A 14,488-nucleotide genomic window follows, 5' to 3' on the forward strand; every position below is an offset into this window, starting at 1 on the left:
GCGTGCGGAGAGCCGTACGAGGGAGAGAAGCGCCGAGGGCCGGCCCGGAGGAAGATCCTCCGAACCGGCCCTCGGCCGTGCTCAGCGAGTGAAGCTCACCCTCACTGGTCGTACTCGTCCATCGGCGGGCAGGAGCAGACCAGGTTCCGGTCGCCGAAGGCGCCGTCGATGCGGCGGACCGGCGGCCAGTACTTGTCGGCGGCCGAGACACCGGTCGGGAAGACCGCCTCGTCGCGGGTGTAGGCGTGGTTCCACTCGCCGCCCAGCGCGGCCGCGGTGTGCGGGGCGTTGTGCAGCGGGTTGTCGTCGGCGGGCCACTCGCCCGCGCCGACCTTCTCGATCTCGGCGCGGATCGCGATCATGGTGTCGCAGAAGCGGTCGAGCTCGGTGATGTCCTCGGACTCGGTCGGCTCGATCATCAGCGTGCCGGCCACCGGGAAGGACATCGTCGGCGCGTGGAAGCCGTAGTCGATCAGACGCTTGGCGATGTCGTCGACCGTCACGCCCGTCTCCTTCGAGATCGGACGCAGGTCCACGATGCACTCGTGGGCGACCAGACCGGCCGGACCGGTGTAGAGCACCGGGAAGTGCGGCTCCAGGCGCTTGGCGATGTAGTTCGCCGCGAGCACGGCGACCTGCGTGGCGCGCTTGAGGCCCTCGCCGCCCATGAGGCGCACGTACGACCAGGAGATCGGCAGGATGCCGGCGGAGCCCCACGGGGCTGCCGAGATCGGGCCGACGCCCGTCTCCGGGCCGGCCGTCGGCTGCAGCGGGTGGTTCGGCAGGTACGGCGCGAGGTGCGCGCGGACGCCGACCGGGCCGACGCCCGGGCCGCCGCCGCCGTGCGGGATGCAGAAGGTCTTGTGCAGGTTCAGGTGCGAGACGTCGCCGCCGAACTTGCCCGGCTTGGCGAGACCGACCAGCGCGTTGAGGTTGGCGCCGTCGACGTACACCTGACCGCCGGCCTCGTGGACCTCGGCGCAGATGTCCGCGACGTGCTCCTCGAAGACGCCGTGCGTGGACGGGTAGGTGATCATCAGCACGGACAGCTCGTCGCGGTACTGCTCGATCTTCGCGCGCAGGTCCGCGACGTCGACCTCGCCGTCGTCGGCGGTCTTGACGACGACGACCTTCATGCCGGCCATCACCGCGGAGGCGGCGTTGGTGCCGTGCGCGGAGGAAGGGATGAGGCAGACGGTGCGCTGGAGGTCGCCGTTGGCACGGTGGTAGGCGCGGACGGCCAGCAGGCCGGCCAGCTCGCCCTGCGAACCGGCGTTGGGCTGGATCGACACCTTGTCGTAGCCGGTGACCTCGGCGAGGCGCTCCTCCAGCTCGGTGATGAGCGTGAGGTAGCCCTGCGCCTGGTCGACAGGGGCGAAGGGGTGGATCTGGCCGAACTCGGGCCAGGTCACCGGCTCCATCTCGGTCGTCGCGTTCAGCTTCATCGTGCAGGAGCCGAGCGGGATCATGCCGCGGTCGAGCGCGTAGTCGCGGTCGGCGAGCTTGCGCAGGTAGCGCAGCATCGACGTCTCGGAGCGGTGCGCGTGGAAGACCGGGTGGGTCAGGTACGCGTCGGAGCGCAGCAGACCGCTGGGCAGCGTGTCCTCGGCGGCGGCGTCCAGGGCCTCGACGTCGCCGTCGACACCGAAGGCGCCCCAGACGGCGACGATCTGCTCGCGACCGGTGGTCTCGTCACAGGAGATCGAGACGAGGTCGGCGTCGACGCGGTGGAGGTTCACGCCGGCCTCGCGGGCGGCGGCGACGACCTGGTCGGCCTTGCCGGGCACACGGACGGTGAGGGTGTCGAAGTACGAGCCGTGGACGACGTCGACGCCGCCGGCGGTGAGACCCGCGGCGAGGATCGTGGCGTAGCGGTGGGTGCGGAGCGCGATGCCCTTCAGCCCGTCCGGACCGTGGTACACGGCGTACATGCCGGCCATCACGGCGAGGAGCACCTGCGCGGTGCAGATGTTGCTGGTGGCCTTCTCGCGGCGGATGTGCTGCTCGCGGGTCTGGAGGGCCAGGCGGTAGGCGCGGTTGCCGTCGGCGTCGACGGACACGCCCACCAGGCGGCCGGGCAGGGAGCGGGCGTGCTTGTCCTGGACGGCCATGTAACCGGCGTGGGGGCCACCGAAGCCCATGGGCACGCCGAAGCGCTGGGTCGTACCGACGGCGATGTCGGCCCCGAGCTCACCGGGCGAGGTGAGCAGCGTCAGCGCGAGCAGGTCGGCGGCGACGGTGACGATCGCGCCGAGCTCGTGAGCGGCGTCGATCAGCGGCTTGATGTCCCGCACGGCACCGGAGGCACCGGGGTACTGGATGAGCACACCGAAGACACCGCGCTCGGCGATCTCGGCGGGGATGCCATCGCTGAGGTCGGCGACGACGACCTCGACACCGGTCGGCTCGGCGCGGGTCTCGATGACGGCGATCGTCTGCGGCAGGGCGTCGGCGTCGATGAGGAAGACGCCGTTCTTGACCTTGCCGACGCGCCGGGCGAGCGCCATGGCCTCGGCGGCGGCGGTTCCCTCGTCGAGCAGGGAGGCACCGGAGGTGGGCAGACCGGTCAGGTCGGCGACCATGGTCTGGAAGTTCAGGAGGGCCTCGAGGCGCCCCTGCGAGATCTCCGGCTGGTACGGCGTGTACGCGGTGTACCAGGCCGGGTTCTCCATGACGTTGCGGAGGATCACCGGCGGGGTGAAGGTCCCGTAGTAGCCGAGGCCGATCATCGGGGCGAGGACCTGGTTGCGGTCGGCGAGCGTGCGCAGCTCGGCCAGCACCTCGGCCTCGGTCCGCGCGGCCGGCAGGCCCAGCGCCTCGGCGTTCTTGATCACGTCCGGCACCGCGGCGGCCGTGAGCTCGTCGAGCGAGCCGTAGCCGACCTGGGCGAGCATCTTGGCCCGCGCCTCGGCGTCGGGCCCGATGTGCCGCTGCTCGAACGGGATGCCCTGCTCGAGCTCGGAGAGCGGAATGCGGTTGGCGGTCATGTACGGAGGCCTCCTGGTCGTCACGACCTGCGAGGGGCACCACGGCGCGGGTACCCGGACGGCCTCCCCCTCTGTCATCTCAACCTGAGAGTTTCACCGGCACGCCTTGCGGCACGCCGGCTTTCACCGTCGGTGAGAGCGCATGCCGTCGGACACCGCTCTGCTTTCCAGAGTGACCTCGTCCGCGCGGTACAGGGGCCTGAGAGATTCCGGGGAGGATTTGCTCCTTCGGCGCCCTCCGAAAGGTTTCTCCGGGGGACTCTCCCGCACAGGGTCGACAGCCACAGCCAGCCTACCAGCGCGGTTGCGGCTCCTGTCGCTCAAGTGGCCGACATCCCACTTGTGCACTTTGGTAGAGGTGTAGAGCAGTTGCGACCAGTTGGAGGGACCGTGCAGACCGACATCGATCCGCGCAGCCTGATCGGCCGCAAGGCGTTCGACCGGAACGGAAACAAGATCGGAACCGTGGACGAGGTGTACCTGGACGACGCGACCGGCATCCCGGAATGGGCCGCGGTCCGCACCGGCCTGTTCAGTCGGGACGCCTTCGTCCCCCTGGCACCGAGCGACCTGCTCGCGGACGGCCTCCACATCCCCTTCGAACGCGCACTCATCAAGGACGCCCCTGACTTCGGAGTGGGCCGACATCTCTCCCCGGAACAGGAACTCCAGCTCTACCGCCACTACAGCCTCACGCTTCCGCCCCCGACCCCCCAGGACACCGACTTCGGCCGCCTGGCAGGCCAGGAAGGCACCTGAAGCCCAAAGCCCTCTCCGCGGCACGGGAGCGCGACCACACCCTGCCCCCTCGGGCCGGGCACGCCCGCAGCCGGCGCGGCACCCCACCACGGAAAGCCCGCACCTCCGCCCACTGCGGGCAGGAACCCCAGCCCGGCCGCAAGGCCGGGCACACCCACCACCCCGCACCGGCCCACCGCCCCGTCAGGCCCCCGCCGGGCACTCCTTGCGCACCAGGGGCAACGGCTCCGAAGGCTCCAGTTCCGGATCGTCCACCGAGAACGTCCGCACGCGCCCAGGCGCCGACCAGGGCTCCTCGAACCGCACGGTGACGCGCCCGACCCCGCTCCCCTGCACCCACCCCGCCCCGTGCACCGCGTGCCGCACGTCGTGCCCGGGCGCCCACCGCCGCTCCACGGCGAGCTCCACGGCCCCACCGGGTTCGGGCTCGCCCGCACCACCACCGCCCTCCACCGGCTCCCCCGCGCCGGCCTCCGCGCCCGCCGCCCGCTCCTCCTCCGCCTGCGCGAAGAGGTCCTCCTGCGTGTAGTCCGCGAGCCCGCTCACGCCCACCCCGAGCAGCCGGACGCCTCCGGTCGTGTCGACCGCCTCCAGGAGCCGCCCAGCGGCCTCCCGGACGACCATCGGGTCGTCCGTGGGCCCCCGCAGCGTCTCGGACCGGGTCAGCGTCGAGAAGTCGTACCGCCGCACCTTGAGGACGATCGTCCGCCCCGAGTGCCCCGAGGCCCGCAGCCGGGCCACGCACCGGTCGGCGATCCGCTCCACCTCGGTCCGGATCCGCACGCGGTCGTGCAGGTCGACGTCGAAGGTGTCCTCGACCGACACCGATTTGGCGTCCCGCTCGGCCACCACGGCCCGATCGTCGTACCCCTGGGCCATCCGGTACAGCGAGGCCCCGTGCGCCCGCCCCAGCAGCCGCACGAGCTCGTCCTCGCCCGCCTCGGTCAGGTCGGAGACCGTGGTCATACCGGCACGCCGCAGATGCTCACCGGTCGCCGGCCCGACCCCGGGCAGGATCCGCACCGACCGAGGCCCGAGCAGCTCCCGCTCGGTCCCCGGCTCGATGAGCACGAGGCCGTCCGGTTTGGCCTCCTCGGAAGCGATCTTCGCGATCATCTTGGACCCCGCGAGCCCCACCGACCCCGTCAGCGCCGTGGTCGCGAGGATGTCGGCCCGCAGCCGCTCCCCGACGCCCCGCGCGCCCGCGCTGTCGTCGGCGAGGCCGCCGGCCTCCAGGTCCACGAAGGCCTCGTCGAGGCTGAGCGGCTCCACGAGCGGCGAGAGCCGGCCGAGCAGCTCCATGACCTGTTCGCTGATCGACCGGTAGAAGGCGAACCGCGGGACGAGATACGCGGCGTTCGGCGCGAGCCTCCGCGCCTGCCCCATCGGCATGGCCGAGTGCACTCCGAAACGGCGCGCCTCGTACGAGGCGGTGGCGACCACTCCACGCGGCCCGAGACCGCCGACGACCACGGGCTTTCCGCGCAGGCTGGGTTTCGCCGCCTGCTCGGCGGCGGCGAAGAACGCATCCATGTCGAGATGCAGGATCGTCGGCGCGGCTCTCACACTTCCGATGCTGCCCCATGCCACTGACAACGGGACCGGCAACCACCCGAAGAACCCCGAGAACCCCGGAAACCCCAGCAGCCGGAAGAGCCGCTCACCCCGCCCCGGTGCGAGCGACAGCAAGCAGCGCCCTCTCAGGGGCACCCCGAAGAGGCCCCCTCAGGAGCGCCCTCAGACCGCCTTGTCCCGCCGCCGCCTGGCCAGCTCGTCCCCCGGGTTGTGCCGGACGAGCGTCTCGCCGGTGTCGACCCGCTCCCCGTGCAGCTGGGAGAGCGCTGCCTCCACGTCCCGCCAGACGACCCCGACGGCGATGCCGAAGACGCCCTGGCCGCCCTGGAGGAGGTCGACGACCTCGTCGGGCGAGGAGCACTCGTAGACCGTGGCGCCGTCGCTCATGAGCGTCATCCGCTCCAGATCCCGGAAGCCCCGGGCACGCAGGTGCTGCACGGCCGCACGGATGTTCTGCAGGGCCACCCCGGTGTCGAGGAAGCGCTTGACGATCTTCAGGACGACGACGTCGCGAAAGCTGTAGAGCCGCTGGGTCCCCGACCCGTACGCGGGCCGCACGCTCGGCTCCACGAGCCCGGTGCGCGCCCAGTAGTCCAGCTGGCGGTAGGTGATGCCGGCGGCCGCGCAGGCCGTGGGGCCGCGGTAGCCGATCACGTCACCCGCCGGGCCGGTACTCGCGTCCGCTCCGAAGTCGCCCACACTGCCGTGAAGCGGATACGGACCGGACTCCCCGGACACGCGTCCGAGCGAGCTCCCTGCCGTACCGTCCGCGCTGCTCATCACGCCGACCCTCCGTCCTTGACCTGCCCACACGAAGGTAGGCAGTCACTCGGGGTGCGTCAACGATCGCCACACTCGGCACGCCGAGTGATAATCACCCTGAGAGTGGTTTGCCGTGTCTCTCCCCGGGGAAAGGCTACTCGAATGCTCTGACGGCACCCCGCGAACGGCTCGTACGGCCGACCGGACGGCCGGCCGCGCGAACGGCCTCGCAAGCGGCCTTCGGCCGCACGACTCACTGACTGTTGGTCCCGAAGTCCTCCGGTGAGATCTGGTCGAGAAACTCGCGGAACTTCTCCACCTCGTCCTCCTGCTCGTCCGGAATCGCGATACCGGCGTCGTCCAGCACACCGTCACTGCCGTAGATCGGCGTTCCGGTACGCAGGGCGAGTGCTATCGCGTCGGACGGCCGGGCGCTCACCTCGACGCCGCTGGCGAAGACCAGCTCGGCGTAGAAGACCCCGTCACGCAGATCCGTGATGCGGACCTCGGTGAGCTCCTGCCCCACGGCCTCCAGCACGTCCTTGAACAGGTCGTGCGTCAGCGGCCGCGGAGGGGCCATCCCCTGCTGGGCGAAGGCGATCGCGGTCGCCTCACCCGGTCCGATCCAGATGGGGAGGTACCGATCGCCTCCCACTTCCCGCAGGAGCACGATCGGCTGGTTGGAGGGCATTTCCACCCGGACACCCACAACGTCGAGCTCGTTCACACAGCAACCCTAGGACGTGCCCGACCTGTTTGGATAGTCGGGGCCCGTCCAAGATCACTGGAGCCGGATGCCCAGAGCCGTCTGCACGAAGGCCGCGTGGAGTCTCACGGAAAGCTCGGCGAGCTCCTTCGCGGTGGCCTCCGCATGCGCTCTGGTCTGCGGATTGCGGTGCCGGCGCAGCGGCGCGACCATCTGTTCAAGGAGCCCGGCCTCACGGTCCGCGGCCGCCTTGACGCCCCTCAGGTGACGGGGTTCGAGACCGAATCTCCCCAGATCCGCGACAAGTCTGGCGACGGTGACGGCCTCCGCGTCGTAGCCGCCGCCCCGCACCTCGGCGAGGAGACCGAAGGACTCCCACTCGGTGAGCTCGGCCTCGGTCACCTCGGCTGCGGCAAGCAGCTCGGCCCGGCCGATCCGGGCAGCGGTGGGCCGCTCCCCGTCCTGCTCCCAGGGTCCGTCGAGCAGCTCCCCGCGGCGCCCCGGCGCCGGAAGACTGACCTGCTCGCCCCGGGCGAGAGCGTCGAGATGCTCACGGATGACCTTCAGCGGAAGATAGTGGTCCCGCTGCATCCGCAGGATCTGAGCGAGCCGCTCCACATCCTGCGGGCTGAACTTCCGGTACCCGGACGCCGTCCGCCGGGGCTCCACGAGACCCTCGGCCTCCAGGAACCGGATCTTGGAGATCGTCACTTCGGGAAACTCGTCGCGCAGCTGGTTCAGCACCGTGCCGATGCTGACCAGCCGGTCGCCCTCGGTGGCGGTGCCGGATCCGGCACCGCCCGTCGGTGTTCGCAGCATGGACCTTCCCTGAAGGCTCCTCCGAGGCGTCACACGCCCCGCTGGCTCGAATAGAAGACCAGCCGGTACTTGCCGATCTGCACCTCGTCGCCGTTGGACAGCACGACCGACTCGATCGGCTCACGGTTGACGTACGTGCCGTTGAGGCTGCCGACATCGGCGACGGTGAAGCTGCCGTCCTGCGCCCGCCGGAACTCGACATGACGCCGGGAGACGGTGAAGTCGTCCAGGAAGATGTCGCTCTGCGGGTGACGGCCGGCCGTCGTCAGCTCTCCGTCGAGCAGGAACCGGCTGCCGGAGTTCGGACCCCGGCGCACCACGAGGAGCGCGGAGCCGAGAGGCAGGGCCTCCACGGCCGCGAGCGCCTCCGGGGACAGCGACGGGAGCGCGTTCTGGCCGGTGACCTCCGCGTCGTACGCCTCGAGCCCCGAGATGGAGATCGTCGACGTCGTCTCGGACGCACGCTCGGCGGCGACCCCGCCCCGAAGCGGCGTGCCGCAGTGGGAGCAGAAGCGGCTGTCGGCCGCGTTGCGGTGACCGCACCTCGTACACACCGGCATGGACGCATCCTCCTGCCGCGGCATCCCCGCGGAGGTCTGTGTCGCGTACGGGTCGGGCGTGAACCCTCCACCCGTACTTGAGGTTGATGGTTCCCCGAAACCTATGCGTGCGGCCCCGGCAGGGTCAACAGACGACGCGCCCTGCGCGCCCGAAATGTCACCGCCCTGACCGCCGACCTCATCGCGGAAGAGCGGACGCTCGCCGCTCTGCTCCTCGCTCTGGGCGTGGCGCGACGCGCGGTGCTTGGCGTTGCCACCGTCCTCGCGTCCGCTCTTGCCGAACAACTTCGAAAAAAAACTCACGGGCGATTCCCCTTGACCGAAACAGACCCGCCCGTGGGGCAGGACGAACCGAAATCCCTCACACCTGCCGACCCGGACACCTTCACAACGTCCGTATCCTCCGGACAGTTTCCACCACGCACCACCGTTGTGGTGCGCCGACCCCCCGCAACGTCATGCCCTTGTCGCGGGACCCTCTCGTCCCCCGTCTCACTGCGAGGACGACTGAGCGTAGTCAGGCCGCTTCGCGGGTCGCAAGGCATCGACGACGATCTTCGCCGACCGCTCCACCGTGGCTGTGGCCTGCTCCTTCTCCAGGGTCTGCACGACACCGCCGGGGATGTTGAGCGCGGGCTCGAGATCCTCCGGCTTGCCGATGACCTTGAAGACGTACGGAGCGGCCACCTTCGTTCCATCGATCCGCATGTCATCACCGCCACCGGTGAAATAACTGTCCGCCACCACACGCACACCGTTGACCTGGATCGCCTCGGCACCCGCCGCGCGCAGCTCCTGGATGGCGTCGAGCAGCATGTCGGACTCGACGGCCCCCGTGGGGTCACCGACTGTCAGGGTGATTCCCGGCCCCTCGGCGGCGACCGTTCCGGCCAGGACCCCGAGCTGCCCCTCCTTCTCCTGGGTCTGCTTCCGGGCCTCCTCGGCCTGGTCCGAGCTGGACTCCAGCTCGGTGCGCTGCTTCTCCAGACGCGCCTTCTCGTCCTCGAGGCGCTGCGTGCGGTCGTCGAGCTCGTCGAGGATCCGTACGAGGTCCTCCTGCCGCGCCCCTCGCAGCGCGCTGTTCTCGCTGGTCGAGGAGACCTGGATGGCCAGGCCCAGACCGAGGACGAACAGCAGCAGCGCGACGATGAGTTGGGCCCGGGTGACCCGCGGCGGCCACACGGCGTCCGCGAGCCGGCGCCGCCCACTCGGCTCGACCCCGCCGGCAGCGGCAGGCGCGGCGGGAACGGCAGCAGTCGCGGGCGCGTCCACGGCCTCGCCCTGCTCCGAGCTTCCGGCACGCTGCGAGCTCTCGGGCGTACGAGGCTGCTCGACGCCCTCACCCGGACGAGCCCGACCGGACTCCTGCGATCCCTCCGCGCTCTCCGGGCTCTGCGGGCTCAGAGGCCCCTGCGAACCCTCCGGGCTCTTCGGATCCCGCGGGCTCCGGGACTTGTCGGGGTTCTCGGCGTTCTCGTGGTCATCCGGGTTCTCGGACATCTGAGGGCCCTGGTCCTCGTTCATCGGCCTCACGCCCGGAAGACGTGACGCCGGATGGCGGCCGCGTTGGAGAAGATCCGGATACCGAGCACGACGACCACACCGGTCGAGAGCTGCGCGCCCACGCCCAGCTTGTCGCCGAGGAAGACGATCAGCGCGGCCACGACCACGTTCGAAAGGAACGACACCACGAAGACCTTGTCGACGAAGATCCCGTCGAGCATGGCCCGCAGCCCGCCGAAGACCGCGTCCAGGGCGGCGACCACGGCGATCGGAAGATAGGGCTCGACCACCGCCGGCACCTCGGGTCGGACCAACAGTCCGACCACGACTCCGACGATCAGGCCCAGTACGGCGATCACGATGTGCCCTTCCCTGTGTCGGCCGTGGCCCGACCGGACGGCGTCGCCGCCCCGGCCCCCCTCGGCTCTGCTGTACGTACGGTCAGGCTCGGCGCGGCCGGCAGGCGTACGTCGCCCTCGGCCGAGATGCTGCTCCTGATCCCGAAGTTCTCCACCAGCGCGTGCAGATACTGCCCGTCGGCGCTGTCCTGGAACGCTGTGCTCAGCCGCTGCCCGTCCCCGATCGCGAGGACGGTGTACGGCGGCACCAGCGGCTTATTGTCGACCAGTATGGCGTCGCCGGCGGCCCCGGATCGCGGAGAGCGACGTCAGCCGCTGACCGTTGATCGAGACGGCCTCGGCACCGGACTCCCACAGACCGTTGACGACCCGCTGCATGTCCCGGTCCCGGACCCGGCCCGTGTCGGAGAACCCGCTGCTCTCCCGCGGTCCCCCGCCACCGGTGTCGGTGCCCTTGGCATCGTCGACGACGAGCTTCACCCCGGGACCGTGCACCGGGGTCGCGCCCGAGAGCAGGGCGACGAGCTCGGCCTGGTCCCCGCCGTGCTGCTCCAGCGCCTGGCGCTGCCGCTGCCCGACCTCGGACCTGATGCGCTCGACCTCACGCTCCAGCCCGTCGGCCGCCGAGGTCTCCCCCTCGATCCGGTCGATCAGGTCCTGCCGCTCCTTGGCGACGACCGGCGCCGAGATCCGCGCCTCCGCGGCGCCCACGGTCACCACGGCGGCGGCGAGCACCAGGCCCGCGGCGACACCGAGCTTGGCACGCAGGCTACGGGGCAGACCGCCGCCCTCGGCCTCGCGCCGGGCCGTGGCCTCCGCATAACCGTCGTCGAGGGCGTGGTCGATCACGTTGTTCAGCAGCGACATCGACGCGTCCGGGCGCGGCGGCGGTGATCCGGTGCTCCGAACGGGGGGCTGCTGCGACATGCCGCACATCGTCGCACGTCGCACGGCCTACCACCGAATGGCCCCCGGAAAGCACCGGGAGGCACCCCGAAGGGCGCCTCCCGGCTTCACGGTCCACCGCGTCAGCGACCGGCGCTGTCGACCACTTCGGTCCACTCGTCGAGCAGGGCCTGCGCGGAGGCGTCGTCGGGCCCCTCCGCCCACAGATGGGTGACGGCCTCCGCCGGGTCGGGAAGCACCATCACCCAGCGCCCGTCGGCCTCGACCACCCGCACACCGTCGGTGGTGTCCACGGACCGGCTGCCCGCCGCCTCCACCACCCGACGCATGACAAGCCCCTTCACGGCCCACGGGGTCGCGATGTCCTTCTTCAGGACATGCGCACGCGGAATCCGGGCGTCGATCTGGCTCAGCGTGAGCTGCGTCCGCGCCACGAGACCGATGAGCCGCACGAACGCGGCGGCACCGTCGAAGACGCTGCTGAACTCGGGCACGATGAAACCGCCGCGCCCGTCACCCCCGAAGATCGTCGACTCCTCCCGGCCGACCCGCGTGAGGTCGTCGGGCGAGGTCGTCGTCCACTCCACCTGCGTCCCGTGGTACGCGGCGACCTGCTCGGCGATCCTCGTGGTCGTCACGGGCAGAGCGACCCGCCCCGACCGCCGCTCCGCCGCCACCAGGTCCAGCATCACCAGGAGCGCCCGGTCGTCCTCGATGATCCGCCCCCGCTCGTCGACGAGCGAGAGCCGTTCGCCCACGGGGTCGAACCGCACCCCGAACGCCGCCCGCGCCGACGCCACGATCTCCCCCAGCCGCACGAGCCCGGCCCGCCGACTGTCGGCCGACTCGGTGGGCCGGGACTCGTCGAGACCGGGGTTGATCGTCAGCGAGTCGACCTGGAGCCGGCCGAGGAGGCTCGGCAGGACGAGCCCCGCACTGCCGTTGGAGGCGTCCACGACCACCTTGAGCCCCGCCTCGGCGATCCCCGAGGTATCGACGTTCCGCAGCAGCGATCCGGTGTACGAGTCGAAGACGCTCGCCGGGAAGGACAGGTCACCGATCTCCCCCGGGAACGCCCGCCGGTACTCCTGCCGCGCGAACACCCGGTCGAGCTTCCGCTGCCCGGCCTGCGAGAGGTCCGCCCCTCGTTCGTCGAAGAACATGATGTCCACGGAGTCCGGCACACCGGGCGAGGTCCGGACCATGATCCCGCCGGCACTGCCGCGCGCGGTCTGCTGCCGGGCCACGGGCAGGGGTACGTTCTCCAGGTCCCGCACGTCGATGGCGCTGGCCTGCAAGGCCGAGATCACCGCCCGCTTCAGCGCCCGGGCACCCCTGGAGTGATCGCGGGCCGTGGTGACGGTCGCACCCTTCTTGAGCGTCGTCGCGTACGCCCCGGCGAGCCGCACGGCGAGCTCCGGAGTGATCTCCACGTTGAGGATGCCGGACACCCCGCGCGCCCCGAAAAGATGCGCCTGCCCCCGGGACTCCCAGATGACCGAGGTGTTGACGAAGGCGCCGGCCTCGATCGTCTTGAACGGATAGACCCGGACGTTCCCCTGCACGATCGATTCTTCGCCGACGAGGCACTCGTCCCCGATGACGGCCCCGTCCTCGATCCGGGCGGCCCGCATGATGTCGGTGTTCTTTCCGATGACACAGCCGCGCAGATTGCTCTGCTGCCCGATGTAGACGTTGTCGTGCACGACGGCCTTGTGCAGGAAGGCCCCGCTCTTGATGACCACGTTCGAACCGATGACGGTGTGCTCACGGATCTCGGCGCCGGCCTCGACCTTGGCGTAGTCCCCGATGTAGAGCGGCCCGCGCAGCACGGCGTCCGGATGCACCTCCGCGCCTTCGGCCACCCAGACACCGGGTGAGATCTCGAAGCCGTCGATGTCGACCTGGACCTTGCCTTCGAGCACATCGGCCTGGGCCTTCACATAGCTCTCGTGAGTGCCCACGTCCTCCCAGTAGCCCTCGGCGACATAGCCGTAGATCGGCTTGCCGTCCTTCATGAGCTGAGGGAAGACATCGCCCGACCAGTCCACCGACGTGTCAGCCGCGACGTAGTCGAAGACCTCGGGCTCCATCACGTAGATACCCGTGTTCACGGTGTCCGAGAAGACCTGGCCCCAGGTGGGCTTTTCCAGGAAACGTTCGACCTTTCCCTCTTCGTCCACGATCGTGATCCCGAATTCCAGGGGGTTCGGGACCCTGGTGAGACAGACGGTGACGAGAGCGCCCTTCTCCTTGTGGAAGGCGATGAGATCGGTCAGATCGAAATCTGTGAGCGCGTCCCCCGAGATGACGAGAAAAGCGTCGTCCTTCAACGCTTCTTCGGCATTCTTCACGCTGCCCGCTGTGCCGAGCGGCTTCTCCTCGTTGGCGTATGTGAGCTCCATACCCAGCTCTTCGCCGTCGCCGAAATAGTTCCTGACGAGTGAGGCGAGAAACTGCACGGTGACGACGGTCTCGTTGAGACCGTGCCTCTTGAGCAGTCGCAGGACGTGCTCCATGATCGGCCGGTTTGCCACCGGCAGAAGAGGCTTGGGCATGCTCGAGGTCATGGGGCGAAGTCGGGTTCCTTCGCCACCGGCCATCACGACGGCCTTCATGTCGGAAGCGTCCTCCTTGAAGAGACGACGGTCCTGCCGACTTCACCTGTCCGCTCGGTGGCCCTTCGGCGTCCTCGATCCTGCCGGCGACGTTGCTCGGCACGGGACGGACGGGCTCAATCGGCCGCGGTATCCGCCTTCACGAGTCGACGGACCTGGACCACGTAGAGGATCCCTGCCCACCAATACAGAGTTGTACCCCATCCGGCGAAGGCCCACCCGAAAACTTCAGCGAGTGACGAGAGCCATCCCGTTCCGTCACTGAGAAGCAGCAGCGGGAAGGCGTACATCAAGTTGAATGTCGCCGCTTTCCCGAGGAAGTTCACCTGCGGCGGCGGGTAGCCGTGCCGGCGGAGGATTCCCACCATGACCAGCAGCATCGCCTCACGCGCCAGAAGGGCGGCGGTCAGCCACAGCGGCAAGATCTCGCGCCAGGTGAGCCCCACGAGCGTCGACAGGATGTACAACCGGTCGGCGGCAGGGTCGAGCAGCCGGCCGAGGTTGCTGATCTGGTTCCAGCGCCGGGCGAGCTTGCCGTCGAGATAGTCGCTGACACCACTGAGCATCAGGACGAGCAGAGCCCACCCGTCGCTGTTGGGGCCGCCGAACTCGGGACGGAGAATGAGCCACAGAAACAGCGGCACGCCGAGAAGACGCGCCATGCTGAGAATGTTGGGGATGGTGAGGACCCGGTCGGTCTGAACGCGAGTCTCCTGGACCTCCACCCGGGGGCCTCCTGCTGGGATGATGCCGACGTTGCCCCCTGACCCTACCCGCAGCCAGGACGCGGCCGTGCACGGGGTCCCGGGCTGCCGGCAGAACGCCAAAATGCCTCAACCCCCGGACAGAAGTCCGGGGGTTGAGGCTAAAAATTGTTCGGCGGCGTCCTACTCTCCCACAGGGTCCCCCCTGCAGTACCATCGGCGCTGAAAGG

11 protein-coding genes, 1 pseudogene and 1 riboswitch are annotated in these 14,488 nt (G+C 69.9%); of the genes and pseudogenes, 1 reads left to right on the top strand and 11 read right to left on the bottom strand.

What is annotated here, in order from left to right:
• Positions 1-101 precede the first annotated feature (101 nt).
• Positions 102-2,987 carry an aminomethyl-transferring glycine dehydrogenase gene (gene gcvP / locus IE124_RS30185; RefSeq protein WP_189512443.1) on the bottom strand — a complete coding sequence of 962 codons (2,886 nt, stop codon included), beginning with the start codon at positions 2,985-2,987 and terminating at the stop codon, positions 102-104.
• Positions 2,988-3,164: 177 nt separating this feature from the next.
• Positions 3,165-3,264: riboswitch (glycine riboswitch) on the bottom strand.
• Positions 3,265-3,377: 113 nt separating this feature from the next.
• Between gcvP and IE124_RS30190 the strand changes: the two genes are divergently transcribed.
• Positions 3,378-3,746: a PRC-barrel domain-containing protein gene (locus IE124_RS30190; protein WP_189512445.1), complete on the top strand. Its 369-nt coding sequence runs from the start codon at positions 3,378-3,380 to the stop codon at positions 3,744-3,746.
• A 183-nt stretch (positions 3,747-3,929) separates the two neighbouring features.
• On the opposite strand, the gene IE124_RS30195 is transcribed toward IE124_RS30190, so the two are convergent.
• From IE124_RS30195 to clsA, 10 genes and pseudogenes are all read right to left on the bottom strand, one after another.
• Positions 3,930-5,312 carry a DNA polymerase IV gene (locus tag IE124_RS30195; RefSeq protein ID WP_189512448.1) on the bottom strand — a complete coding sequence of 461 codons (1,383 nt, stop codon included), beginning with the start codon at positions 5,310-5,312 and terminating at the stop codon, positions 3,930-3,932.
• Between the two features lie 171 nt (positions 5,313-5,483).
• Positions 5,484-6,101, bottom strand: coding sequence for a MerR family transcriptional regulator (locus IE124_RS30200; protein WP_189512450.1), 618 nt, complete (start codon positions 6,099-6,101; stop codon positions 5,484-5,486).
• A 235-nt stretch (positions 6,102-6,336) separates the two neighbouring features.
• Positions 6,337-6,810, bottom strand: coding sequence for a bifunctional nuclease family protein (locus IE124_RS30205; RefSeq protein WP_015032172.1), 474 nt, complete (start codon positions 6,808-6,810; stop codon positions 6,337-6,339).
• A gap of 54 nt (positions 6,811-6,864) precedes the next feature.
• Entirely contained in the window at positions 6,865-7,608 is a 744-nt protein-coding gene (gene ftsR, locus IE124_RS30210; RefSeq protein ID WP_189512453.1) for a transcriptional regulator FtsR, read from the bottom strand.
• A gap of 29 nt (positions 7,609-7,637) precedes the next feature.
• Entirely contained in the window at positions 7,638-8,579 is a 942-nt protein-coding gene (locus IE124_RS30215) for an FHA domain-containing protein (protein WP_189512479.1), read from the bottom strand.
• An 81-nt stretch (positions 8,580-8,660) separates the two neighbouring features.
• Positions 8,661-9,668: a DUF881 domain-containing protein gene (locus IE124_RS30220; protein ID WP_229833024.1), complete on the bottom strand. Its 1,008-nt coding sequence runs from the start codon at positions 9,666-9,668 to the stop codon at positions 8,661-8,663.
• Between the two features lie 29 nt (positions 9,669-9,697).
• Positions 9,698-10,030 carry a small basic family protein gene (locus IE124_RS30225; protein ID WP_015032176.1) on the bottom strand — a complete coding sequence of 111 codons (333 nt, stop codon included), beginning with the start codon at positions 10,028-10,030 and terminating at the stop codon, positions 9,698-9,700.
• Positions 10,027-10,957, bottom strand: a pseudogene (locus IE124_RS30230) (DUF881 domain-containing protein). The gene IE124_RS30225 and the pseudogene IE124_RS30230 overlap by 4 nt, the downstream one beginning before the upstream one ends.
• Positions 10,958-11,058: 101 nt before the next feature.
• Positions 11,059-13,554 (bottom strand): mannose-1-phosphate guanyltransferase, encoded by a 2,496-nt coding sequence (locus IE124_RS30235; RefSeq protein WP_189512455.1) that lies wholly within the window; start codon positions 13,552-13,554, stop codon positions 11,059-11,061.
• Positions 13,555-13,670: 116 nt separating this feature from the next.
• On the bottom strand, positions 13,671-14,279 hold the full coding sequence (gene clsA, locus IE124_RS30240) for a cardiolipin synthase ClsA (RefSeq protein ID WP_024756906.1): 609 nt from the start codon (positions 14,277-14,279) through the stop codon (positions 13,671-13,673).
• Positions 14,280-14,488: the final 209 nt, after the last annotated feature.

Origin of the sequence: Streptomyces narbonensis, assembly GCF_014649015.1 — a bacterium.
Taxonomy (GTDB): Bacteria; Actinomycetota; Actinomycetes; order Streptomycetales; family Streptomycetaceae; genus Streptomyces; species Streptomyces narbonensis.

Coding starts and splice junctions, on each gene's coding strand:
- gcvP (WP_189512443.1), bottom strand. CDS start 2,987: ATGACCGCCAACCGCATTCCGCTCTCCGAGCTCGAGCAGGGCATCCCG.
- IE124_RS30200 (WP_189512450.1), bottom strand. CDS start 6,101: ATGAGCAGCGCGGACGGTACGGCAGGGAGCTCGCTCGGACGCGTGTCC.
- ftsR (WP_189512453.1), bottom strand. CDS start 7,608: ATGCTGCGAACACCGACGGGCGGTGCCGGATCCGGCACCGCCACCGAG.
- IE124_RS30220 (WP_229833024.1), bottom strand. CDS start 9,668: ATGTCCGAGAACCCGGATGACCACGAGAACGCCGAGAACCCCGACAAG.
- IE124_RS30235 (WP_189512455.1), bottom strand. CDS start 13,554: ATGAAGGCCGTCGTGATGGCCGGTGGCGAAGGAACCCGACTTCGCCCC.